Below are 24,292 nucleotides of genomic sequence, written 5' to 3' on the forward strand. Positions count from 1 at the left end.
TGAAAATACATTTCAGAAAATTGAAAGTCGATACAAGAGATAGTTAGATACAAGGATAAAACATTCTAAGTTTATTGATTAGCAAATAAATTATGTCCATAACTAATTACGTGAAAACCTGTCTATCCCTCACCTGGAACATGGCATAAAATAGATTTAGAAAACAGGATTAAAATTTAAAAAATTAATAAAAATTATGTAATTGATAATGAAGATTCCACTTACAACCCATAAATATCAATAAAGAATATTATTTATAGTTAAGTTTATTTCTTTATTTCTATGGTATTAAATACAGGTGGAATCGTTAACTTAATTGAATAACATTCAGCATTGTTTTTTCTGATATAAACAATATCTTTATGTTTCTCACCACAGTCAGAAATAGGATAAGCATCAGCGATAATATAATAATCCCTCAATTCATCGGCAACATAAGATAATGGAAAAATTATACTAAACATTCCTATCATCACAAATGGTGCCAAGCAAAACTCAATTGATTGTGTCTTTTCTCTATGCTTTGTAGTCAAAAAATTAAGAAATCCCCACCATGAAGATTTTATTTGATAACGAATAAAATAAAATAGAAAAATTAAGATGACACCAATGCACAATGCTACTAACGTGGCATATATACTAACCGAGTAATTTAAATACTCAGGGTTGATATCATAAATATAGCTTAATGACTTTTCGGCATAAATGCGAGCAAAAAAGAATAAAAAACCAAAACTAAGTAGAAGTTTCCACCATTTTTTTAGGCGAGATAATAATTGTTGATAATGAGTAACAATATAAATAATAGTGGGAATATAAAAGATGATTCCAGCAATAACATAATATTGATTTGCTATTAGATAAAGTATTACAAAACACCAAAATAGGTTTAGTGACATGTTCAAAAACCCATTTCTATTTAAATAATCACTCATTTTGTTCCACATACTATTTATTATTCCTCATAAAGAGCGTAGCTTCTTACAACACCTGCTTTACCAAACTCATAATATATTCTAAATTCTTAGTATCAGTTACCGTCAACTCATAATCCCCATTTCCCCAATGACCAACATTCGAAACGTTTTTAGTGAGTTTTTTTGGATCATCCAGTTCATCTTTTTTGGCGTTAATCCATATCTTCAACGATTTACTTTGAATATGAATATCAACAATATTATTTTTACCCTGTTTAAAAGCAATATAAAATTTTTTAGGTGAAATTTCTAGATCTGTCGATAACGCTAAAATAGCATTCTTAAAGCTTTCATAAAGCTCTAGAACGTCATCTGATTTATCCTCTAAATGGTAGTCTTCATCATATACAACTAACTCTTTGGTTACTTTATCTAATGCCGAATCTTTCGTATGTTGTACTTGTTTAATACTTGGTGCCGACTTAGAACGTTTGATAGGGTTAATCGAAATTAAGTCATTATCAAACCGTTTAATTTCCCATAGTTCTATGGCTAAATCTTTGAAGTTAGTCGATTGTTTTTGATAGTCAGTAAACGCAGGGGAAACAAAAATAATTTTACTTTGCGACCAATCAATTTGATGACGTTTTAAATTCGCTTGGCAAGATTCATTATACTCGACAATAAAATCAGCCTGATAATCCAGCATAAGATTTAAGTAGGTCACGCCCTGATCAATAACACTAAAATTACGTTCACGTTTATATTCAATAATAACAAATGCATTCGCTTCAGTATCATAAGCTAAAGTATCAATGCGGTAATCTTTAATTTTGAATTCAGATTTTACAAAGGTTAAATTACCAATAATATCTAAATTATGTTCAAATAATGACTGGATCTCTTTTTCTAGTTTGAATGGTTTTTCTTTTAAGATAGTCAATTTTTGACTTTTATTTGTAAAAATTTGCATCATTATTTCCTAATCAATCTCATCATTTTTTATAGAATAAACGATTTCGTGTTTTTTTTCATTGTGTATAAAAATAAAGATATTACGAATATTAACCTAATCAGCACTTAAATTGGTCTACAAAAAATTAAACTATTTTTATTCAATTAATCAATTTATTATAAAATAATTTAACTCCCTCCAGCTTATTAAAGTTCGTAATTTATTGAAAAAATTAATGAATTATTTATTTTTTGTTTCTAATTTTTCTAAATTAATCCAAAGAAGTTTAACCAAATCATCATATCTGATATAAATTGTATTTTTGTATAAGAATTGTTAGGTATGCCATAAAGAGATATTCAAGGAGAACAGCAACGTTGTTGCTAAATACTTAATTAAGAAAACTCAAGCTAATAATGAAAAATAATAAATCTATCATAATGATTATTAATCTTTTAATTAAACCCTCGGATAAAAATTATAACGTATTCAGAATCAATGTTCCTATTCTTGAAAAAGAACTATTCTTGGATTAGAAATTTATCCGCATATATCACTCGCTGACGCGCTTAGTATTCATTATAAATACCTCTGTGAGATAAAGATCTATGTTATTAATATGGTTTTATTTGGAGAAAATACTACCTTTTACCCTTATTCAAACATTTAAATAGAAAAAACACTATTGTTATCCAATAAAGCCATAGATTAGATTAGATTTTATTATTAATAATCAACGATTAACTGAATACCATTGACTATTAATTCACACAATTAAAATGTTTGGTTTATTTAATTTCAAATCGAAGTATCCTTGTTACCTTCGAGTTTATAAACCGAAAAATTATCTAATTATGAATTGTAAGTAATTATTAATTTAATTGTTCTAATTACATAATATTACTGAAAATTTTATTAAGGATAATGGTATGAAAAAAATAATTTTATTAACTTGTCTTGGATTTATTTTATCTGGTTGTAGTGTTCATCTCCAATTTAATGATCGTTTGTCTTATCAATCATTAAAACAAATAAAATCAGAAATCCATTTACCTCAAAAACAAAACTTAAATATTGTATGGGTTCCTGATAGTTTTACTACACGTATTGACATACAAGGTTCTTCAGGATTTATTGGTGGTGGTAGTCGTACCCGAATCCCAACCGGTATAGGGCTTTCTACTAGAATTGAAGAGGCAATTAGTACATACGCTGACATAAATTCTGGAGGGAAGAAACTGACAATAATTGTTAATCATGCCAAAACTAAATTTACTTATGGCATGACGAATATTGATAATGCTAGTGTATATTTAAATCTCACATTTGAATTATCAGGTAAAACGTGGACTAAAGAGTTTTCAACCAAGCAAAATGATAGTGGTGTAAAAGATGCAAATATGACTTCTGTGGTAGAATATGCTTGGGATCAGATTGCTTTAGATGTTGCCCGAGAGGTTGCAAAGCATTTATAAGTAATTTCTGGTTTTTTAATTTCGATTATGAAAAAAATTAACAAGTTTATTTATAATAGAATCGAAAAAAATTTGTTAAAATAGGCTCTATCTAAATACATTTGATAGAGCCATTTGGACATTAATCAACAATTACCCTTCCATTTAATGGTTGGACTGGTCGATTGTTATCATGATGCATAATTGAGTGGAACTTTTCGATTTGCTCAGCCGATGCACTGCTTTCTTGTTCTAACACAATCCATCTTACCCCTTCTGTACATGGAGGAGTTGTCAATGAACCACTAAAGCGATAAAAATCTAACCTATTTGGTAATAGAGCTTTTATATCAACAGGCTGAGTAAGCGTTGCCGTCGCTTCAACTTCGGTTGGTATTTGTTGCCAGGCTTTTGCTAATTCTGGATTCGTTTTTCCTTTATTAAACATCAGTGCAACCACAGCTAACTCACCATTCTTATTTTTATAGACAAAATGTGCTTCCATTGGGAACTGTTTGCCCTTAATTTCATTTTCACTTGGCGCATGAAAGTGGAATTGTTGTAAGGTGAAAACTTCGTTATCGATTTGTAAAGTATTACCTTCACCAACATTAACTTGAATAGTGTGACCATTATTGATAATTTCTTGCTTACCTGGTTTGAATACCAGTTTAAGTTTATCATGATGAGTTTTGAACACGTGTTCAATGTTGATAGGTGATTGGTTTTTGCCATTTTCACAAGTTGAAAATTCTGGTGATAGTTTTCCCCAATTTTCAGGTTTATCTTCACCTTCATACCCCCAATGTGAAGAATGTTCTGCAGCAGCACATGATAAACTCGTTACCATTAAAGCCGCCATGATTATGTTAAGTTTCATCTTAATTTTTCACTAGAACGTTGATTAACGGGTCTCAAATTATACGCCTCAAAAAATTGCCTTACTAGAATATACCACTAAGACTTTTTTGTTTTTTTATAAAAAAAATCTTTGACATTTTTAAAAATTAAGTTGTTAATTTGACATCAATCTTCATAACATGAATGAAGTTCATGCTCATCACAGCTATACTTAATATTATCAGGGGATCAATAAAGAATAGAAATTTGAATTTTATTCACAATTTTTAGTTAATGAAGATAGAATTAATAGAAGTCAATAATACAGTTGGAGTAATTTTTGTGGAAAGTGTTATAGAGTGAGTAACAATTTGAATTTATATTATTACTTTAGGTAATTTGGAAAAAGTAACTAGGTGATAGCAAGATAAGCAATCATATAAGGCTAATCACAGACCAAAAATCCATCATAGATGATTAGACATAAAAAAACCTGCTCAATGCAGGTTCTTAAAAACTGAATTTGGCTCCTCCAACAGGACTTGAACCTGTGACATACGGATTAACAGTCCGCCGTTCTACCGACTGAACTATGGAGGAACACTTGACGGACAAAATATTAACCATCTATTACGTTTATGTCAATCGTTAAAACACTAAATAAAATCAATTGCTCAGCTTGTAAGCAAATTTGTCTATGTCTATGCTAAAATAAGTTAAAAATGACAAGATAGGTAAAATAAACGTTTATGAAAAAGAATATTTGTGTGTTTTGTGGTGCCAGTGAAGGCAATCGTGCTGAATATCGTGTTGCAGCTGAACAACTTGGTCAAACCATTGCCAAACAAAATAGGCGATTAATTTATGGTGGTGGCAATAAAGGGTTAATGGGGATTATTGCTAATGCCGTATTAGCTAATGGTGGTGAGGTTATTGGTGTTATTCCTGAACGTTTAGTTAAAGCCGAAACTGCGCATCATGGCATTACTCAGTTAGAAGTTGTTCAAAATATGCATCAACGCAAAGCAAGGCTTGCTGAACTAGCTGATGGTTTTATTGCGATGCCAGGTGGAACAGGCACATTAGAAGAAATTTTTGAAGTTTGGACGGCGATGCAAATAGGCTACCATGAAAAACCTGTCGCGCTATTCAATAGCCAATTTTGGCAACCTCTGCTGAACTTTTTAAAGCATGCAGTACAAGAGGGGTTTATTCGAGAAAGTTTTTATAACACATTAATCGTATCGGATGATGCAACAAATATATTACAAAAAATGGATGATTTTATTGCTAAAGACCTACAGCGTTGGGTGAAAAAGTAATTATTATTTATCAAAAAGTAAAAACGCCATTATAAAATGGCGTTTTTTGTAAGTATAAAAATAATTACTGTGTAACTTCTTCAGCAACAACTTCCGGTTTTTTAATAACCGCATAAACGACACCAGCAATGACAGAGCCGACTAAGATTGACAATAAATAACCACCAACAGGTTTAACAACGCCAGGGATTGCTAATGCAAATAACCCACCATGCGGCGTCATCAATTCTGAACCAAAGGCTAATGCCATACCACCTGTAATTGCACCACCAATAATACAACAAGGGATAACACGTAACGGATCACGCGCTGCAAATGGAATGGCCCCTTCAGAGATGAAGCATAAACCTAAAACTAAAGACGCTTTACCACTTTCTTGTTCAGCTTTAGCAAATTTTTTACGAGCAATTAAAGTTGCTAATCCCATCGCTAATGGAGGAACCATGCCGCCCGCCATTACTGCTGCCATTGGTGCATAGACTTGAGCAGAAATCAAACCTGTACCAAACGCATAAGCGACTTTATTAATTGGTCCGCCCATGTCTGTACACATCATGCCACCCAAGATAGCACCTAAAATAACGGCATTTGCGGTACCCATTGATTTTAACCACTCAGTTAAAGCATTCATTAACCATGCTATAGGCGTACCGACAATAAACTGCATGACTAAACCTGTTACCAATGTTGCAAGTAAAGGCACAATTAGAATAGGTTTTAATGCTTCAAGCGTTTTTGGTAGTGGTAAATATCGAGTAATTAACAAGGCTAAATAACCAGCAAAATAACCAATGATAATGCCCCCTAAAAAACCTGCCCCGGTTGATACCGCAAGCAAACCACCGACAAGACCAGGGGCCAAGCCAGGTCTATCGGCTATCGAATAGGCAATATATCCAGAAAGTAATGGCACCATCAGTGAAAACGCCAGTCCACCAATCTGTGCCAAATGTGGCTCACCAATTAATTTTTGTACGCCATCAACAATTTCAAATGATCCGAATGCAAAAGAAAGCGCAATAATTAACCCACCTGCAACCACCATAGGTAACATATACGAAACACCGGTTAATAGATGTTTATAAACGCTCTTCTTCTCATTACTTGATTTAGCTGATGAGGTATTGGTTGTAGGTTGATAAATTGTTGCTTCTTCGAATGCTTTATCTAATTCCTGAGCGGTCTTTTTAAGAGCAGGACCAGTTTTAGTACGGTATAATTTTTTACCGGCAAATTTGCTTAAATCAACATCAATATCACATGCAGCAATAACGACATCAGCAGAAGCAACTTCTTCAGGTGTTAATTCATTCCCCACGCCAACTGATCCACGTGTTTCAACTTTACACCACCAGCCGCGTTTTTTTGCTTCTTCTTCAATGGCTTCGGCTGCCATAAATGTGTGAGCCACACCTGTTGGGCAAGCAGTAACAGCAACAATGCGTTTTATCCCTGTAGCAGAAGCTGAAGCTGTTGTCGCTGTTTGCTCATAAACTTTTGCTTTATTTGGCGCATCGTTTAATATTTGTTTCGAATTGGCAAAAACATCATCGATATGTTCAACAACATAAACTTTTTTACCCATCACTGACGTATCAGCAATTGATCCTGTACCCACTGCAACAATCACATCGGCATTTGCTGCGTTTTCAACTACATTTAAATTTAAAGCATTAGCAGCTAAAATAAGTTCAGCTTTAGCTAATCGTCCATTTACTGGACCTGTATTACTACCTTCAACAATATATATATTCATGAATACTCCTATCCAGCGTTAATTTCAATTTTGCCGAGCATATTTGTTACAGCTTGACGATCAGAAATGCCTACGCCTGCTTGTTCAACAGATAGCGCTGCAACACTTGATGCAAACACTAACGTATCTTTAATTGATTGATTAGTCATAAGACCATACATTAATCCAGCGACCATTGAGTCACCCGCACCAACTGTACTAACAACTTGGCATTTTGGGGGTTTAGCAATCCACGCTTCATTTTTTGTTACCCATAATGCACCTTTGCTGCCAAGTGAGATGACCACATTTTCAATACCACTATCGATAATTTGTAAAGCAGCTGTTTTGATGTCAGTAAGCGTAGATAACTTTCGACCAACCCACATTTCAAGTTCCTTATCATTTGGTTTAATTAACCAAGGGTTGGCTTTAAGACCTGCTACTAAAGCATCACGGCTACTATCAAATACCACTTTAGGGCAAATTGTTTTAACTTGCTTCATCCATTCTGTAAACTTTTCCAGAGATACGCCAGCAGGTAAACTACCACTAATGGCAACCATATCTATATCTTTTAACCATTCTAATGAATCGGTAACGAAAGTCTGCCAATCTTGATCGTTAATCGTAAAACCAGAAAAATTTAGGTCGGTAACTTCGCTATTTTCTTCAGTTAATTTAACATTAATACGGGTGCGCCCATCAATGGTTTGAAATTTATCGACGACATTTAGTGATTTAAACAGCAAGTTAAAACCATCACGATTTTCTTTACCTAAAAAACCGCCTACCGTTAACTTAACATCCAGATCTGATAGTACTTTGGCAACATTAATCCCTTTACCAGCAGCAAGTAGTGCATTTGTCTGGACTAAATTAACATCACCAAGTTCAACTTTAGGACAAAAACCTAATAGATCATAAGCGGGATTTAATGTAATTGTTGCAACACGATAAGTCATTATTCAGTTCCCTCACCTAATCCGCTAGCAATGGCTTGACCTATGGCTTCGAGCGCTTGCTCAGCATCTTGTCCAACAGCAGTAAATTTAAGACGACTGCCTTTTTTAGCACCTAGAGCTACAATCTTCATTAAGCTGGTTGCACTTACAGGCTCACCTTTACCATCTAAATTGGCAACCGTTATTTTACTATTGAATTCTTTTACCAATTTAACTAATACAGATGATGGGCGGGTATGCAGGCCATTTTCATTATGAATAACAAATTCACGACTTAATTCATTATCATTTGATTCGGCTGCATTAGATTGAGCAAGAGTAGGGATCGATTCAACATGCTCAGAATTATTGATATCAGAACCAGAAATAAGTAGCTGACTTAATTGCTCGACATTTGCTGTTAAAAGTTGGTCTAATTTTTGTCTAAAAATCAACGATGCGATGTGATGCACAACTTCTGCAACTGAATCATCAACAACCGACATTGTTATAAGTAATTTTACAGGTTTACTATCTTCACTCAGATGACTAACTGTACGGCTAATGGCAATCGCATTTTTTAAATTACCATTTTTACTATCACTTAACCAAATCCCATTGCCTAAATAATTAGGTTTGTTATCAAGCACATCGGCAATAAAATTAGCATTCACTGCATTGTGCTGTTTTAAACGCGAAGCATTCAATGCTTGTAGGGTTGCTAGGCTATCTGCTTGAATATCTAATAACACTGAATCTTGATGAATGGTAAATTTGTTATCTTGTTGCTCTACTTTGTCAGTTAAAATAGCAATTGCTTCATCCGCTGTTTGAATTTTTTTAATTTTATCTTCAACGCCATCTTCACCAAGAACATGTGTCAATTGGCGAAGTAATTCTAAATGCTCATCAGAGCTTGCCGCAATACCAATAGCCAAGTAAGCTTTTTCACCATCATCACCCCACTCAACGCCATTTGGAAAACAAAATACCTGTACACCTGTTTTTTTCACTAAATGTCGAGTTTTTGTTGTGCCATGAGGAATCGCGATACCAATACCCAGATAGGTTGCAGCTTGCTCTTCTCGCTCTAGCATACCTTTAACATATCCATCTTCAACAAAACCTGCACTCGTTAATGCTGCGGCAATTTTTTTTATTGCTTCTTGCTTGTTAGTCGCTTGTTCATTTAAATGAATATTTTCTTTAACTAAATGAAACATAGAATAAATACCTCTGGGTTAAAATGTTGGGTTTGCTAAAATAACTCAACAATTCTAAATCCTTAATTGAATTATATTGAATCGTTTCAGCAATGATGAATACAATTAAAATATTTATCAAATAAATTATCTCTATTAATAATTAATATGTGATCTAGATCCAATTTTTTGATTAAAACTTAAAAAAGTTATTTTTTATAATCGCTCAGACAGGCTCTACCCAAGCTTCCTCTATATAGCAACCGCCTAGGAATAATGGTTGTACCAGGCTTATAACTTTGTTCACGCAAGCTTTCCATTAATAATGCGATAACAACTTGTGAAACTTCTTGATGATCTTGAGCAAGCGATATCACCTTACACGGTAAAAAATCAAGCAGTTCATGATCACCAAAAGTAGCAATCGTCAGTTGATTGGGTAGATAGCCAAATTTTTTTAAAATTGAATCAATCGCGCCTTGTAATAATGAAAAGGAGGTAGTGAAAATACCATCGGGTATATCATGCGTTTCTAACCAATGACTAAATACAATTTCGGCGTCACAGCGACTATAATTATTTGCATATAAAAAATCAACTTTATTAAACTGGTTTGCTGCAATTGATTCAAATCCTTCAAGACGTAATTGACTAACCGATAAATTAGGCAAAGCACCAATATAAACGACAGTTCCATCAACAAATTGACTAAACGTGGAGCCTAACGTTTTGGCATCTTGTTTATCAGATCCAACGATGTTTCTAAATTGATTATTGGATAATGTTCTATCTAAGGCAAATAATGGAATTTGGTTATTTTGCCAACCATCATAAAACCTATAATCTTGAGGAGACACAAACGATGAAGATATGACTAAAGCATCAACTCGCCGCTGCTGAAGATGCCTTACGCACTCTTGCTCAATACTTGGTTTATCTTCAGAACATGAAAGTAATAATTGATATCCATTTTTGCGCGCTAATTGCTCTAAGTAATTGGCAATGGTTGTATAACTACTATTTTCCAAATCAGGAATAATAATACCTATTGTGCGTGTTTTACCAGCTCTTAGTCCTGCTGCGACTTGATTTGGTTGATAGTTATGCTCTTTAACGACCGCTAAGACTTTTTCAATCGTTCTATCACTAACACGATATTTTTTTGCTTTTCCATTAATTACATAGCTAGCTGTAGTTCGAGACACACCCGCTAACAAAGCAATTTCGTCTAATTTCATAATATAGTCTCAGCAAACATATTGTTGGCAATTAAACATGAATAAAGAGAAATTGTAAACCTTAATTGTTTTATCTGATGATTAACAGTGTTAATGCAGGAACAATCATTGTTCAACTGGTTAAAGTTTGAATTCGTTTATGTTCGATATCAAGCATAAAAAATAAGTTAATAATAAATCGCAATATTTTGATTTTGGACATTCTCAATTTTTATAGGAGTATCAAATATATCCTCTAAAAGTTGTGAATTCATAATTTGCTCTGGACTACCTTGATAAACAAGCTCACCATTTTTCATCGCCAAAATATAGTCTGAATAAACGGATGCAAAATTAATATCATGAATGACAATAACGATGGTTTTACCGAGTTCATCTGCTGCTCGACGTAATTGTTTCATCATAGCAACCGCATGTTTCATGTCTAAATTATTGAGTGGTTCATCGAGTAAGACATATTCGGTATCTTGACAAAGAATCATAGCCACATAAGCACGCTGGCGCTGACCACCGGATAACTCATCAATAAAACGATCTTTATATTCGGTAAGATTCAAAAAATCCAGAGCTTGATTGATATGCTTATAATCATCAGCATTTAAGCGCCCTTTGGTATAAGGATAACGCCCAAAGCCAACAAGTTCAAAAACAGTTAACCGACTGGTAAACCGATTTTCTTGTCTTAAAACAGATAAATAGGTCGCAAGTTTATCACTTGGTGTATTAACAACATCCATATTTTGAATTTTAACAACACCTTCATCAGCCAATAACAGTCGACTGATAATCGATAAAAGCGTTGATTTACCTGCACCATTCGGTCCAATAATTGCCGTAATCCCACCTTGCGAAATAGTCGCATTGACATTTTTTAATACGGGTATAGTTTGATAATTTTTACAAACATTTTCAATTTCAATCACATTGGAACCTTTTTCAATAATAAGAAAATAAACAAAGAACCACCAATAAATTCAATCACTATAGATAAAGCGCCAACCATATTTAACACACGCTCTAGAAACATTTGCCCACCGACCAGAAAAATGATACCCAATAAAAAAGCGGTAGGCAGTAAATAACGATGTTGGCTTGATCCGCTAATACTATAAGCAAGATTAGCGATCAATAGACCCAAAAAAGTAAACGGTCCAACCAATGCCGTCGATATTGCGACTAAAACAGAAACGAGTAATAAAATTATTGTAACGCTCTTTTGATAATCGATACCTAAACTAATCGCATTATCCCGACCTAAAGCAAGTACATCGAATCGAAATCGCATTTTCCACAAAAATACACCAATCACAGCGGCTATTATTAATGAAAAGATAATCAAGACAGGTTCAGCACGGGTAAATGTTGCAAAAATTCGACTTTGTAACACAGCAAATTCTGTTGGCGTCATTAAACGTTGCAGTAAGTTAGAAAAGCTACGGAACAACGTACCTAAAATAATACCGATTAATAAAACTAAATGTAGATTTTGTTTGAGTTTAGTGAATAAACCACGGTATAAAAAGAGAGAAAATAAAATTAATAATAATGATTCAAATACAAATTTACCAATAATCCCAATATAGGGAATACCTTGTGTATCAATAAAAAAGATCACAATCGTTTGGATTAACACAAACAAAGATTCAAATCCCATAATTGATGGAGTCAAAATTCGATTATTGGTCACGGTTTGAAAAAGTAAGGTAGAAGTCGATGCAGCAAAAGCAACCAGAATCATGGTTAGCACAATCCAAGTTCGGTGCATCAATATATAACTAATATTGCCTTTAAGGTTTAAAGTCATAAAACAACTTATACAAATTAAAGACAGAATAAATAACAAAAATACTCTTTTTTGACTTATTGTATAACGTTTTTGATTAACTGACATGGCGTCTTCGACTCAATAATATTAAGAAAATAATAGCGCCAACTACGCCAAGAATAACACTCACGGGAATTTCAAAGGGATAACGAATTAGCCGACCAATAATGTCACAAATTAATACTAATCCACTGCCAAATAAACAGATCCAAGGTATCGTTTTACGAACATTATCACCAAATAATAAACTTACAATGTTTGGCACAATCAATCCTAAAAAAGGTAAAACACCAACGACCACAACAACAATCCCACCAATTAATGCAATAACAATAAGTCCCGTCAACATGACTCGACGATAATTAAGACCTACATTAACTGAAAAGTCGCGTCCCAAACCTGCAACGGTAAATTGATCGGCACTCCAACAAGCAAGCAATGTCAAACCGCCGACTAACCATAATAATTCATAACGGCCTTGTAAAATACCTGAAAAGTCGCCTGATTCCCAACCACCAAGCGATTGTAATAAATCAAAATACATAGCGAAAAATGTTGTAATCGCGCTAATGACTGCCCCCAACATAATACCAATAAGCGGCACCATCAATGCTGATTTGAAAATGATTTTTCGGGAAATCGCCATAAAAATCATTGTACCCGCCATAGCAAATAAGCTGGCAACAACCATTTTTGTCATCACACTTGCACTTGGTGCAAGAACCATCATAATTAATAAACCAAGACTGGCTGATTGAGTAGTGCCAACTAAAGTAGGTTCAACAAATCGATTTTGGGTTAACAATTGCATTATTAAACCGGCAACACTCATGGCACTACCTGCAAATAATAAAGCAACGGTTCTGGGAACGCGGCTAACAAAAAAAATCTCTCGCATCGTACTATCGATCCAAAGATCAGAGAGCGTGACATTCCCAGCCCCAATAAATAAACTTATTACAGACATTATCAACAAAATGAAAATGCCTGTAATAAAATAAAACGACTTAACCATATCTTTGATTAATTAGCTGATGTTTTTTGTAAAGCTTCGCTTATTTGATCCATTAAGTGGCTATAAGTTTGAATACCACCAGCAATATACATTGAGGTTGAATCTAAATAGACAATATGATTATTTTGCCATGCATCCGTTTTTTGAATTAAATCATTATTTAAAACTTGTTGAGCTGATTGCGCTTCTTTATTTCCAATAGCATTATCTCTATCTAAAACAAAAAGCCACTGTGGATTAACACTTAAAATAAACTCAGAGGTAACTGCGTTACCATGACGCCCTGCTTCTTGGAATGTTGTGGCAGGTTTAAAACCTAATATATCAAAGATAAAACCAAAGCGAGATTTTGGTCCATATGCTGACATTTTGCCACCATTAACCATAATGACTAGTGCACTTCCAGCGGTATTTGTTTTTGGTTTAAGTTGTTCAATTTTTTGATTAAAATCAGCTATAAGCTTTTTAGCTTGATCTTGTTTATTAAACAACGTGCCTAATTGTTCAGTTCTTTGTGTTAAACTTGCCAAAAAGTTATTTGGATCAATATCAAGAGAAATAGTTGGCGCAATATCATTTAATTTATTATAAACATCGTTCGCACGACCACCTGCGATAATAACATCAGGCGCTAATGAACTTAAAACTTCATAATTTGGCTCAAATAACGTCCCCACATTAGTATAACTTTTATCACTATATTTCGATAAAAAATCAGGGAAATGCACATCAGATTGAGGAACCGCTGAGACAGGAATATTCAAAGCATCCATAATATCGAGTGTTGCGATATTAAAAACAACCACCTTTTTAGGGTTTTCAGGTACATCAGTTTTACCTTGCGCATGCTCAATGGTTATTTTATTAACTGAACTTTGCTCATTTTTTTTATTATCATCACATCCCGCTAACACAAATAGCGCTGTTAACAACACTATAAACTTAAATTTGATACGTGAATACATTTTGGCTCCTAATCATCATTCTTGATAAAAAAAGAAATGATAAATATAACAATTATCATTTGCATTAGATTGTAACGAAAAAAATAAAGCTATTCAATTAACTTTAATAGAATAAAAGAATGGGTATTTTAGGTAGATTAGAAATATAACAATCGAATAAATACATTTTATCCAGTGAAGATGGCAATGTTATTAGTGCGACTCCTCACACCGTTATAATTGGCTATGAGGAAATAATTTTCATACTAAATTTGTGTTAAAGCTATCAGTTAACGCAAGCAACTCGCTGTTTATTACCACCAAGATAACCATGATATACATCACCGGTATCTGAATGGACAAGATAAGGCTCATTCAGATTGTCGTATATTTGCCCAGTCCAATAATCACCATACTCTAGATCACTATTTGTATAATAATTCTTATCAGTAAATCCCCATTCAGCAAATAAAGTTTGACCAATCCTACGCTGGTAATTATTGGGTTGATTAGGCAAACCACCTTGCCATTCCCAACCATTTGCATTAGTTAAGTCGAGAATATTAGCTATTTTGTAACCTAAATTTTCACAGTAGGATTTAGCAGAAGGATAGTCAATATAACCAGGTTTTGCTATAAACCATTTACTTATTGTGAAGCGGTATATCATATTTTTTTTATTCTTATCTGAATAAATGGTAAAAGTAGTTGGATCTTTTGCAGTTGCAGCTTCTGCAGCACTTGAACCATTATCTGGTCCTTGAAATTCTACTTTAGCAACATTGATTTGTTTAATATTATCGGTTGTAATATTTAAGCTAATCCCAGAGTTTTGTGGCGATTTACTATAGCTTAATTCACTTGATAATGCCCCTGCTACCGTTAAATAAAAATACAGTCCTTTTGATGCTGTGGTTGGAAAATTGGTCGAAGGTTGATATAAGGTTTGAAGTTTAAATCCTTTACTACCATCCCATTGACTTGTTGGTCCCGACATAGATGTAAAATTTGGAAAAGGATCGCTATCATTATACTTTAAATTAGGCCGAGCAAAGCAAAAATAAGGAGTGGTCACTTTATTAGGGATAAGATAGTAAACTGCTTGATTACCAATAAAATTAGAAGAATTTGGCAAGCCATAGCGAGTTGATAAAATGCCGCTATCACTGGTTAAACTGAGTTGATAGGGAGAATTACAAGCATCATTCAAAAGCTGCTCAGGGTTATTTACCATTTCACCATCAGCGCTTTTAACCGTTAACGTTAAATTGCCAGAAACAGTATACAACTTATCACCATCATTATCTTTCCAATAACCCTTACTTGAAATTAGATCTAACAAGCTGATTTTCAGTTTATTTAAAGGAAGTTCAGTTTTAATATTTTTTAATTTTTCGCCTCCAGCAGGAAGTCGAATTGGGTTGCTTTTTGTCGATAAACTATCTTTGATGCTATAACTTCGGCCATCGTAAAGCGTAATATTCAAAAGCGGATCTGTTTTATTTCTGCTAGTGGCTCCATTATCAAAAGTTAAATATGGTGCATTGCCATGAATTGCAGCTGAAGTGGTGGCAGTTAACGAATTAACTGAATTAGCAGTGATTAATCCTAAAATGATACCAATAAATTTTAAATAAAAAGAAACTGAATTAAATATTTTCTGATTAAAAAGAGCTGTTTTTCCTCTTAAAAAGGAGAATAAGAAGTTAATTGAGGATCGAAAATGATTAGAGTGAAAGAATAAACTTAAATATAACGATTTATCTAACGATAAATAGGGTTTTACAGGTTTTGCGTTTTGCGTTTTGCGTTTTAAACATTATATATGTTTCCCTTCCTAAATGTCAATATATTTCTGCATAAATTCGTTTTTTTATGCGAAAAGTTATTTTTTGTTTTTTTTTAAAAGAATAACAACCAAAATCATATTAAATGAATCACATTGCTCTAAAAATAGAAAAATGTTAATTATGGTTCTAATTAATAATGAGAGAAAATCAGAAATAAATATACAAATTTTTTGTTAAGAATTGAAAAGTCGTTGTTCAAATAAACTTTAATTGAGTTAGTTTAAAAACTTTAATTCAAAAGTAATCAAACTAACTTATTTAATTAATGATCAAAGCTCATCTAATTTATTTTGTGTATCATCTGATAATTCTTTCAACTTCCTTGTTAACGTGTTACGTCCCCATCCTAATAGATGTGCGGCATCTTGTTTATGACCACGCGTAAAGTTTAACGCGCAATTCAATAAAATACGTTCAACATCGTTTACTGCTTCGGTTAATATCCCTGTTTTACCTGCAATTAATGCTTGTTTAGCCCAATTTTCAAGTAAATTTTGCCAATTCATTTCAAGTTCTGGTTGATGAAATGGTTGAGAGTGGGGTTCATACTCTATTGAATTTTTAGGCATAGACATTTGTAGTAGTTCAGGTGGCAAATCCTGTACCAGTATTTCTTTACTTGAGGACATAACTGTGACCCATCGACAGGTATTCTCAAGCTGCCTAACATTCCCTGGCCATTTTGACATACATAAAATTTTTAAAGCTTCTGGACTAAAAATTTTACTTTCAACACCTAATTCTTTTGCAGTTGTATGCAAAAAGTGTTCAGCAAGTTTTGGAATATCTTGTGCTCTGTCTCGTAACGGTGGTAATAAAATACGAATAACATTTAAACGATGAAAAAGATCTTCTCTAAATTTACCTTCTCTTACTCTCGCTTGAAGATCTTGATGGGTTGCGGCAATAATCCGTACATCGACTTTAACCGGTGAATAACCACCAATTCGATAAAATTGTCCATCAGCAAGTACGCGTAATAATCGCGTCTGCACATCTAACGGCATATCGCCAATTTCATCCAAAAATAGAGTTCCACCATTAGCTTGTTCAAATCGACCATGTCTGATTTGAGCAGCGCCAGTAAAAGCGCCCTTTTCATGCCCAAAAAGTTCGGATTCAATCAAATCTTTAGGAATTGCGGCCATATTAAGAGCAATAAAAGGCGATTGTGAACGCGGACTATGGATGTGTAACGCCTTGGCAACTAACTCTTTACCGGTTCCTGACTCACCATTTATTAATACACTAATCGATGATTTAGATAACCGCCCAATAATACGAAAAACCTCTTGCATCGCGGGGGCTTCACCAATAATACCGGTTGAGGCTTTTGCTGTTGTGGTTTGACTTGTCTTGTTTGTTTGCGTTTGTAAAATTGCGCGTTCAACTAATTGAATGACTTCATCCACATCAAATGGTTTAGGAATATAGTCATAAGCACCTTTTTGATAAGCATTGACCGCTGCATCAAGATCTGAATGGGCTGTCATGATAATTACAGGTAAATTCGGTATTTGTTCTTTCACATAATGTAACAAGGTTAACCCATCAAGTCCTGGCATTTTGATATCCGAGATCAATACAGCAGGTTTTTGCACATGCGTATCTAACGCATCAATCACTTCTTGACCATTCGCGAAAGTAACGCAGTTAAAGTGAGCATTGGTAAGTGCTTTTTCTAATACCCATCGAATTGAACTATCATCATCAACAATCCAAACATTCATTTTAATTTACCTCATTGTTTAATTGGCAAATAGACAGAAAATTCAGTATGTCCAGGCCAACTATTAAATTCAATTTTTCCATGATGTTGATCGACTATATTATGTGCAATCGAAAGTCCAATTCCTGTTCCCCCTTCATAACCACTCACCATTGGATAAAACAAGGTATCTTGTATATGAACCGGTACGCCAGGCCCATTATCTTCAATATCAATGCGGGCACAAAGTCGATAACGTTGTCCATGTAAAGTCACCTGAAAGGCCGTTCTTGTTCTTATCGTTATTGTTCCTGTTTTTGTTCCTATAGCCTGCAATGCATTACGGACAATATTTAAAATCACTTGTTCTATCTGTTCAGAATCATGAATTAACTCAGGTAAGCTTGGATCATAATCACGTAAAATTTGAATATTAATTGGCTTTTCTAAACAGAGTAAAGCATAGATTCGTTCTATTGCTTTGTGAATATTTTGTTCTTTTTGCTGTAACCGCTGCTGAGGGCCCAGTAATCTATCAACCAGGTTTCTGAGTCTATCGGCTTGCTCAATAATAATTTGTGTATAATCTTGTAATTCATTTTTAGGTAATTCCCGAGATAATAATTGAGCCGCGCCACGTAGACCACCCAATGGATTTTTAATTTCATGAGCAAGCCCTCTAACTAATTCTCGAGCAGCACTTTGTTGAGCTTGTTGTAATTGCTCTTGGCTAAGGCGCTTATGGTTATTTAATGGCGCCATTTCAATAAGAATGCGTCCATTTGCTAATAATTGTGCCGTTAATGATAAAATATGCAATTCATTATTAATCACTAAATTGACTTCATTATCCGTAAAACCTTGATTTTGTTCTAACGCACTTAACATGAGTTCAAAATCCAACGAATAATAGCTCAATAAATCAGGCAAATAACTCTCTAATAATTTTTTTGTGCTTTGCGATAATAATTGCTGAGCTGCCGTATTGGCATAAAGAATATGAAGATTTTTATCGAGCAATAAAATACTTGTGATTATTGAATCGAGAACAAGATTAGCATCAGATTCATTATCAAATGTCATCGTTTCAATTCCCGCCCTCGCTAGACACCACCGCTGATTAGCGGTGGAGTACTTTAAGTTAAATCGAAAATAACTTATAAACTATAGTACAACTCAAATTCAACAGGATGTGGAGTCATACGAACACGATCAACATCTTGACGTTTTAAATCAATATAAGCATCGATAGTGTCATTAGTAAATACGTTACCACGAGTTAAGAACTCACGATCTGCATCTAAAGCATTAAGTGCTTCTTCAAGTGAGCCAGCCACTTGTGGAATTAATTTAGACTCTTCTGGTGGTAAATCGTACAAGTTTTTATCCATCGCATCGCCCGGATGAATTTTATTGATAATGCCATCTAAACCAGCCATTAACTGCGCTGCAAATGATAAGTATGGGTTACCGGCTGGATCTGGGAAGCGAACTTCAATGCGACGTGCTTTAGGGCTAGTCACAACAGGAATACGAATTGACGCAGAGCGGTTACGTGCTGAGTAAGCAAGCATCACTGGTGCTTCATAACCTGGGACTAAACGTTTATACGAGTTAGTTGCAGGGTTGGTAAAGGCATTAATTGCTTTAGCATGTTTAATAATACCACCGATATAATATAGCGCCATTTCAGATAGACCCGCATATTTATCGCCTGCAAATAAGTTTACCCCATCTTTGGCTAATGATTGGTGGCAGTGCATACCTGAACCATTATCGCCAAACATCGGTTTAGGCATAAATGTCGCTGTTTTACCATAAGCATGCGCAACATTTTGTACTACATACTTATAAATTTGCACTTCATCGGCTTTTTTAGTTAATGTATTAAAACGACAAGCAATTTCGTTTTGACCTGCTGTTGCTACTTCATGGTGATGCGCTTCAACAACTAAACCTAATTGCTCCATGATTAAACACATTTCAGAACGAATATCTTGGGATGAATCAACGGGAGGAAGTGGGAAGTAACCACCTTTAACTGCTGGACGATGGCCTTTATTGCCTTCTTCATATTTAGTGCCTGAGTTCCAAGCGGCTTCGATATCATCAATATGTACAAAGCTACCTGACATTGGCGTACCAAAACGCACATCATCAAATAAGAAAAATTCTGGCTCTGGTCCAAAAATAACCGTATCAGCAATACCTGATGATTTTAAAAACTCTTCAGCACGTTTAGCGATTGAACGGGGATCGCGATCATAACCTTGCAATGTCGCAGGCTCTAAAACATCACAACGCAAATTTAACGTCACATCTTCAAAAAATGGATCAATTACCGCACTTGATGCATCTGGCATTAATACCATGTCTGATTCATTAATACCTTTCCAACCTGCAATTGATGAACCGTCAAACATCTTACCATCTTCAAAGAAATCAGCATCAATTTGGCTAACAGGAATTGTTACGTGTTGTTCTTTACCTTTTGTGTCGGTAAAACGTAAATCAACAAACTTAACATCGTTTTCTTTAATTAGTGTTAAAACTTTTTGTGTAGACATGTATCTTCTCCATTAAGGACAAATAATTGTTCAGTTTAAAAGGCATTTTTGCCAAGTTGTTTACAGTTATGCAAATATGATGCCATTTTTTAACCATGCTTAAGTGGTCAATAAGCTAACCTGATAATAACACAAATATTATTATTGCACCAAAATAAAGCAATAAGCACCAAAGTAATGCACCAAAACCAATCATTGCTACCTAATCAAAGATTACAAAAGCTTAAACTAAAACCAATATAAAATAAGTTATATACAGTTGCAGCTTTTATAAACTTTCAGTATTGGTGCATACAGATATTTTGTTTGAACTTTACTCCAGCATTTTTTAATGCCTCATGATAATTCAATAATAATTTTTAGTTTTGCTCAGTGTTATTTTAGTATTAGAAAAAGTAAGTGCTACTTGTTGTCTGTTCGATGGTTAATATTGAAACAAACCAGAAAAATTGGTCACCATGATATGCAAAAAATAGGAGAAACTAATAAAGATTCTTTGCGTTATTTGGAGAATATTTGATTGGAATTCATATCACTAAATTAGAAAAACGTAATCAATTGAGTAACCACTTATCAATATCATTCTGTTTAAAGTTATCTATTTTTAACTTAAAAATCGAATAATCATCATGACATTAATAATGTTTTCACATAATGGTACTATATTTCACCGCATAATATCGCTATAATCTTAGCTTATATCGAAAAAATCAGGTAATCACATAAGTATGGACTTTATTACACTCGAAATTATTCCTTTTGTAAAAAATCACCTTTTACTTTCACTCGGTTGGATTGTGTTATTCATTGCAATCATTGTATTAACGATTAAAAGCAAATTATCGAAAGTTAAGATTATTAATAATGCTCAAGCAATCAATATGATCAATAAGCAAAATGCCGTTATTGTTGATATTCGTTCTGCTGATAGCTTCAAAAAAGGGCATGTGACTGAATCTCATAATATCTTGCCGATTGATATTAAAAATGCAAGCGCCAAAACCATTGATAAATTCAAAGAGGATCTTATTATTTTAATCGATGAAAATGGCTTATCATCAACAAATATTGGTGAAATTCTTGTAAAACAAGGTTTTTTACATGTTTATGCCTTAAAAGATGGCATTGCTGGATGGAATGGCGAAAATTTACCATTAGTTAGAAAATAATATAATTTAAAAATAAATAAGGTTTTATCATGACTGAACAAAACAATACACAACAAGCCGAAACACAATTCGCAATTCAACGTATTTATACTAAAGATGTTTCGTTCGAAACCAATAATGTGCCAGAAATTTTTACAAAACAATGGCAACCTGACATGAATATTGAACTTAATTCATCATCTCAAATTTTGAATGAAAGCGTGTATGAAGTTGCTTTGCGCGTCACAGTAACAGTGAAGTCACAAGATGAAGTTGTGTATATATGTGAAGTTACTCAAGCCGGTATTTTTTCATTAATTGGCTTTGATGAAAACCAAATACAACACTGCGTTGGGGCTTACTGTCCAAATATATTGTTCCCTTATGCTCGAGAAGTCGTGTCAAGTTTAGTGACCAAAGGTACATTCCCTCAACTCAATTTAGAGCCAGTAAATTTTGATGCACTATTCCTTAACTATCTTCAACAACAAGCTGAAGCTAGTTCTGCTGAAACACTACAATAGTGGTTGTTTGGCAATAAATTTTTAATCAGTTTATCGGATTATTCATGAAAAAAAGCGCTGTAGTAACAGTCATTGGAGCAGGTTCCTATGGAACCTCTTTAGCAATATTACTGGCTCGTAATGGTCATCCAACACGATTATGGGGTCATAACCCTGATAAAATGACTATTTTGCAGCAAGATAGGCAAAATAAGCAATTTTTACCAGATATTGCTTTTCCACCTGAATTACAGGTTGAAACGGATTTACAAACCGCTGTTAGTGCTGCACCCATCTTACTTATTGTAGTACCTAGTCACGCTTTTGCTACTATTTTAAAGCAAATTAAACCTTTTTTACGTAAAGATTCAAAAATCGTTTGGGCGACAAAGGGTTTAGAAGCCGACACAGGACGTTTATTACAAGATGTAGCAAGAGAAATTCTAGGTAATGAAATTCCTTTAGCAGTCATTTCTGGTCCGACCTTTGCCAAAGAAGTCGCATCAGGTTTACCCACTGCGGTAACCGTTGCATCGACCGATGATTTGTTTTTAACTGAGTTACAGAATTTATTTCACTGTAGTAAAAGTTTTCGTGTTTATAGCAGTAAAGATTTTATTGGCGTACAACTAGGTGGCGCTGTCAAAAATGTTATTGCTATTGGTGCAGGTCTATCTGATGGACTTGGTTTTGGTGCCAATGCTCGAACAGCGCTAATTACCCGAGGATTGGCTGAAATGATGCGATTAGGTGCTAAACTTGGCGCTGACCCTGCCACCTTTATGGGGATGGCTGGGCTTGGTGATCTGGTCTTAACTTGTACTGATAATCAATCACGTAATCGTCGCTTTGGTATATTATTAGGTCAAAATAAAACCATTGAAGAAGCACAAAAAACGATAGCTCAAGTTGTCGAAGGATATAAAAACACCAAAGAAGTCTGGCTATTAGCTAAAAACAATCACGTCGATATGCCAATTACAGAACAGATATATCAAGTCCTATATGAACATAAAGATCCAAAACAAGCGGCAATGGCATTACTTGGGCGTTCGCAAAAAGAAGAATTAAAAAGTTAAGTTTTATATCGATAAAAGGCTATTGCTTACTTAAAAATTTGTGTAAAAAAAAGGGCTATTGCCCTATTTTATATTGTTAAGCCGATTGCTTTTTGTTTGGCTTTTAAGTAAATATCATAGCCAACGTAAACATCTAGCACAGCGGTACCAACGGTTTTAAATAACGTAATTTGTTGATCATTTTCACGACATAGCGTAGAGTCCATCACTAAATTGCCTAATTCTAAAAAATCATCTTTAGACACTAACTTTTGATTGATCGGATCGATGATATCGCCGGCTTCAGCAAAAACACCTGCTTTAGTATCAAGAACACGAATAGACGATTTTTTCACTACATCACTTGGAATTTCATGCATTTCTGGCGTATAAGCACCAACACCATTAATATGAGTGCCTGGTTTAACGTTAGCACCATTAAACGTCGCTACTTTTGAAGTCGTCACAGAAGTAATAATATCGGCTTGACTAATATCTTGATCCAAGTCCTGTGAGCAATAAAAATTAGCAGAGAAATGTTCAAATTGTCTTTTCATCGCTTCGGTGAACTGTTTGGCTTTTTCACTATCAATATCAAAAATGGCCACGTCTGTTAGTGGACGAACAGTTAGCATTGCCTCCAACTGAGATACAGCTTGTCCTCCCGTACCAATCAATACCGCGCGACGAGCATCTTTACGCGCTAATAAATCTGTTGCCGCGCCTTGTACCGCACCAGTTCGAAGTTGAGTAACATAAGTGCCATCTAACATTGCACAAACTTCACCTGTTTGTGGATTAAGCAATAAGACTTGTGCCGGTACTGATGGCTTACCTAAGGTTGGATTATCAGGAAAGACTGACACAATTTTAATGCCGACAATATCGCTCCCTTTTATATGTGCAGGCATAAATAAACTCTGCCCCTTTTGCATATCAAAATTAATCCGTAATGGTACCTCACTGTTACCCTCGGTATAAATTTTCAAAGCTTGCTTATCTGCTGCAATCGCATCTTGCATGGTATAAACTTTTTTAATCTCATTAGCCGTTAATATTAACATTTT

At 34.3% G+C, this 24,292-nt stretch carries 21 protein-coding genes and 1 tRNA gene; 5 read left to right on the forward strand and 17 right to left on the reverse strand.

Going from position 1 to position 24,292, the window contains the following annotated elements; all coding sequences use genetic code 11:
• Nucleotides 1–266 precede the first annotated feature (266 nt).
• Nucleotides 267–935: a hypothetical protein gene (locus tag J3U66_RS06165; protein WP_267348400.1), complete on the reverse strand. Its 669-nt coding sequence runs from the start codon at nucleotides 933–935 to the stop codon at nucleotides 267–269.
• A gap of 46 nt (nucleotides 936–981) precedes the next feature.
• On the reverse strand, nucleotides 982–1,890 hold the full coding sequence (locus J3U66_RS06170) for a DUF5655 domain-containing protein (RefSeq protein ID WP_267348402.1): 909 nt from the start codon (nucleotides 1,888–1,890) through the stop codon (nucleotides 982–984).
• Between the two features lie 911 nt (nucleotides 1,891–2,801).
• Between J3U66_RS06170 and J3U66_RS06175 the strand changes: the two genes are divergently transcribed.
• The gene (locus tag J3U66_RS06175) at nucleotides 2,802–3,347 is read left to right on the forward strand and encodes a hypothetical protein (RefSeq protein WP_267348404.1); all 546 of its coding nucleotides are present in this window, start codon (nucleotides 2,802–2,804) and stop codon (nucleotides 3,345–3,347) included.
• A 121-nt stretch (nucleotides 3,348–3,468) separates the two neighbouring features.
• Here J3U66_RS06175 and J3U66_RS06180 read toward each other — a convergent pair whose 3' ends face one another.
• The gene (locus J3U66_RS06180) at nucleotides 3,469–4,206 is read right to left on the reverse strand and encodes a carbonic anhydrase (protein ID WP_267333784.1); all 738 of its coding nucleotides are present in this window, start codon (nucleotides 4,204–4,206) and stop codon (nucleotides 3,469–3,471) included.
• A gap of 484 nt (nucleotides 4,207–4,690) precedes the next feature.
• Nucleotides 4,691–4,766, reverse strand: a tRNA-Asn gene (locus tag J3U66_RS06185).
• 149 nt (nucleotides 4,767–4,915) lie between these two features.
• Between J3U66_RS06185 and J3U66_RS06190 the strand changes: the two genes are divergently transcribed.
• Complete coding sequence (locus J3U66_RS06190; protein ID WP_267333785.1) at nucleotides 4,916–5,488, forward strand: TIGR00730 family Rossman fold protein; 573 nt, start codon at nucleotides 4,916–4,918, stop codon at nucleotides 5,486–5,488.
• A gap of 64 nt (nucleotides 5,489–5,552) precedes the next feature.
• Here J3U66_RS06190 and fruA read toward each other — a convergent pair whose 3' ends face one another.
• The 12 genes from fruA to glnA form a co-directional block, all read right to left on the reverse strand.
• The gene (gene fruA / locus J3U66_RS06195) at nucleotides 5,553–7,244 is read right to left on the reverse strand and encodes a PTS fructose transporter subunit IIBC (RefSeq protein ID WP_267348406.1); all 1,692 of its coding nucleotides are present in this window, start codon (nucleotides 7,242–7,244) and stop codon (nucleotides 5,553–5,555) included.
• Between the two features lie 8 nt (nucleotides 7,245–7,252).
• Nucleotides 7,253–8,188: a 1-phosphofructokinase gene (gene fruK / locus J3U66_RS06200; RefSeq protein WP_267348408.1), complete on the reverse strand. Its 936-nt coding sequence runs from the start codon at nucleotides 8,186–8,188 to the stop codon at nucleotides 7,253–7,255.
• Entirely contained in the window at nucleotides 8,188–9,390 is a 1,203-nt protein-coding gene (gene fruB, locus J3U66_RS06205) for a fused PTS fructose transporter subunit IIA/HPr protein (RefSeq protein ID WP_267348410.1), read from the reverse strand. The genes fruK and fruB overlap by 1 nt, the downstream gene beginning before the upstream one ends.
• A 188-nt stretch (nucleotides 9,391–9,578) precedes the next feature.
• Complete coding sequence (gene cra, locus J3U66_RS06210; RefSeq protein ID WP_267333789.1) at nucleotides 9,579–10,607, reverse strand: catabolite repressor/activator; 1,029 nt, start codon at nucleotides 10,605–10,607, stop codon at nucleotides 9,579–9,581.
• Between the two features lie 167 nt (nucleotides 10,608–10,774).
• The gene (locus J3U66_RS06215; RefSeq protein ID WP_267348411.1) at nucleotides 10,775–11,530 is read right to left on the reverse strand and encodes an ABC transporter ATP-binding protein; all 756 of its coding nucleotides are present in this window, start codon (nucleotides 11,528–11,530) and stop codon (nucleotides 10,775–10,777) included.
• Nucleotides 11,527–12,498, reverse strand: coding sequence for an iron chelate uptake ABC transporter family permease subunit (locus tag J3U66_RS06220; RefSeq protein WP_416379590.1), 972 nt, complete (start codon nucleotides 12,496–12,498; stop codon nucleotides 11,527–11,529). Before J3U66_RS06220 ends, J3U66_RS06215 begins: the two co-directional genes overlap by 4 nt.
• The gene (locus J3U66_RS06225; protein WP_416379636.1) at nucleotides 12,488–13,447 is read right to left on the reverse strand and encodes an ABC transporter permease; all 960 of its coding nucleotides are present in this window, start codon (nucleotides 13,445–13,447) and stop codon (nucleotides 12,488–12,490) included. Before J3U66_RS06225 ends, J3U66_RS06220 begins: the two co-directional genes overlap by 11 nt.
• Before the next feature lie 8 nt (nucleotides 13,448–13,455).
• Nucleotides 13,456–14,412: a siderophore ABC transporter substrate-binding protein gene (locus J3U66_RS06230; RefSeq protein ID WP_267333793.1), complete on the reverse strand. Its 957-nt coding sequence runs from the start codon at nucleotides 14,410–14,412 to the stop codon at nucleotides 13,456–13,458.
• A gap of 265 nt (nucleotides 14,413–14,677) precedes the next feature.
• Nucleotides 14,678–15,877 carry a hypothetical protein gene (locus tag J3U66_RS06235; protein ID WP_267348413.1) on the reverse strand — a complete coding sequence of 400 codons (1,200 nt, stop codon included), beginning with the start codon at nucleotides 15,875–15,877 and terminating at the stop codon, nucleotides 14,678–14,680.
• A 633-nt stretch (nucleotides 15,878–16,510) separates the two neighbouring features.
• Nucleotides 16,511–17,971: a nitrogen regulation protein NR(I) gene (gene glnG, locus J3U66_RS06240; protein WP_267333795.1), complete on the reverse strand. Its 1,461-nt coding sequence runs from the start codon at nucleotides 17,969–17,971 to the stop codon at nucleotides 16,511–16,513.
• Nucleotides 17,972–17,982: 11 nt separating this feature from the next.
• The gene (gene glnL / locus J3U66_RS06245) at nucleotides 17,983–19,032 is read right to left on the reverse strand and encodes a nitrogen regulation protein NR(II) (RefSeq protein ID WP_267333796.1); all 1,050 of its coding nucleotides are present in this window, start codon (nucleotides 19,030–19,032) and stop codon (nucleotides 17,983–17,985) included.
• Between the two features lie 74 nt (nucleotides 19,033–19,106).
• On the reverse strand, nucleotides 19,107–20,516 hold the full coding sequence (gene glnA / locus J3U66_RS06250; protein WP_065633690.1) for a glutamate--ammonia ligase: 1,410 nt from the start codon (nucleotides 20,514–20,516) through the stop codon (nucleotides 19,107–19,109).
• A gap of 728 nt (nucleotides 20,517–21,244) precedes the next feature.
• Between glnA and J3U66_RS06255 the strand changes: the two genes are divergently transcribed.
• Genes J3U66_RS06255 through gpsA form a run of 3 tightly spaced genes read left to right on the forward strand, consistent with a single transcriptional unit; the run spans nucleotide 21,245 to nucleotide 23,246 of the window.
• Nucleotides 21,245–21,685, forward strand: coding sequence for a rhodanese-like domain-containing protein (locus J3U66_RS06255; protein ID WP_267333797.1), 441 nt, complete (start codon nucleotides 21,245–21,247; stop codon nucleotides 21,683–21,685).
• 29 nt (nucleotides 21,686–21,714) lie between these two features.
• Nucleotides 21,715–22,188, forward strand: coding sequence for a protein-export chaperone SecB (secB, locus tag J3U66_RS06260; RefSeq protein ID WP_267333798.1), 474 nt, complete (start codon nucleotides 21,715–21,717; stop codon nucleotides 22,186–22,188).
• A gap of 44 nt (nucleotides 22,189–22,232) precedes the next feature.
• The gene (gene gpsA, locus J3U66_RS06265; RefSeq protein WP_267343686.1) at nucleotides 22,233–23,246 is read left to right on the forward strand and encodes an NAD(P)H-dependent glycerol-3-phosphate dehydrogenase; all 1,014 of its coding nucleotides are present in this window, start codon (nucleotides 22,233–22,235) and stop codon (nucleotides 23,244–23,246) included.
• A 68-nt stretch (nucleotides 23,247–23,314) separates the two neighbouring features.
• On the opposite strand, the gene J3U66_RS06270 is transcribed toward gpsA, so the two are convergent.
• A complete protein-coding gene (locus J3U66_RS06270; RefSeq protein WP_267333800.1) occupies nucleotides 23,315–24,289 on the reverse strand; it encodes a hypothetical protein in 975 nt (324 codons plus the stop codon).
• Nucleotides 24,290–24,292 lie beyond the last annotated feature (3 nt).

The sequence above is a fragment of the Gilliamella sp. B2969 genome, from assembly GCF_026536195.1.
Taxonomy (GTDB): domain Bacteria; phylum Pseudomonadota; class Gammaproteobacteria; order Enterobacterales; family Orbaceae; genus Gilliamella.

Excerpts from the sequence above, each read along its gene's own strand:
- cra (WP_267333789.1), bottom strand. The coding sequence starts at position 10,607 with ATGAAATTAGACGAAATTGCTTTGTTAGCGGGTGTGTCTCGAACTACA.
- J3U66_RS06220 (WP_416379590.1), bottom strand. The coding sequence starts at position 12,498 with ATGTCAGTTAATCAAAAACGTTATACAATAAGTCAAAAAAGAGTATTT.
- J3U66_RS06190 (WP_267333785.1), top strand. The coding sequence starts at position 4,916 with ATGAAAAAGAATATTTGTGTGTTTTGTGGTGCCAGTGAAGGCAATCGT.
- J3U66_RS06180 (WP_267333784.1), bottom strand. The coding sequence starts at position 4,206 with ATGAAACTTAACATAATCATGGCGGCTTTAATGGTAACGAGTTTATCA.
- J3U66_RS06255 (WP_267333797.1), top strand. The coding sequence starts at position 21,245 with ATGGACTTTATTACACTCGAAATTATTCCTTTTGTAAAAAATCACCTT.
- J3U66_RS06165 (WP_267348400.1), bottom strand. The coding sequence starts at position 935 with ATGAGTGATTATTTAAATAGAAATGGGTTTTTGAACATGTCACTAAAC.
- secB (WP_267333798.1), top strand. The coding sequence starts at position 21,715 with ATGACTGAACAAAACAATACACAACAAGCCGAAACACAATTCGCAATT.
- fruB (WP_267348410.1), bottom strand. The coding sequence starts at position 9,390 with ATGTTTCATTTAGTTAAAGAAAATATTCATTTAAATGAACAAGCGACT.
- J3U66_RS06270 (WP_267333800.1), bottom strand. The coding sequence starts at position 24,289 with ATGTTAATATTAACGGCTAATGAGATTAAAAAAGTTTATACCATGCAA.
- J3U66_RS06230 (WP_267333793.1), bottom strand. The coding sequence starts at position 14,412 with ATGTATTCACGTATCAAATTTAAGTTTATAGTGTTGTTAACAGCGCTA.
- glnG (WP_267333795.1), bottom strand. The coding sequence starts at position 17,971 with ATGAATGTTTGGATTGTTGATGATGATAGTTCAATTCGATGGGTATTA.
- gpsA (WP_267343686.1), top strand. The coding sequence starts at position 22,233 with ATGAAAAAAAGCGCTGTAGTAACAGTCATTGGAGCAGGTTCCTATGGA.
- fruA (WP_267348406.1), bottom strand. The coding sequence starts at position 7,244 with ATGAATATATATATTGTTGAAGGTAGTAATACAGGTCCAGTAAATGGA.
- J3U66_RS06170 (WP_267348402.1), bottom strand. The coding sequence starts at position 1,890 with ATGCAAATTTTTACAAATAAAAGTCAAAAATTGACTATCTTAAAAGAA.
- glnL (WP_267333796.1), bottom strand. The coding sequence starts at position 19,032 with ATGACATTTGATAATGAATCTGATGCTAATCTTGTTCTCGATTCAATA.
- fruK (WP_267348408.1), bottom strand. The coding sequence starts at position 8,188 with ATGACTTATCGTGTTGCAACAATTACATTAAATCCCGCTTATGATCTA.
- J3U66_RS06175 (WP_267348404.1), top strand. The coding sequence starts at position 2,802 with ATGAAAAAAATAATTTTATTAACTTGTCTTGGATTTATTTTATCTGGT.
- glnA (WP_065633690.1), bottom strand. The coding sequence starts at position 20,516 with ATGTCTACACAAAAAGTTTTAACACTAATTAAAGAAAACGATGTTAAG.
- J3U66_RS06225 (WP_416379636.1), bottom strand. The coding sequence starts at position 13,447 with ATGGTTAAGTCGTTTTATTTTATTACAGGCATTTTCATTTTGTTGATA.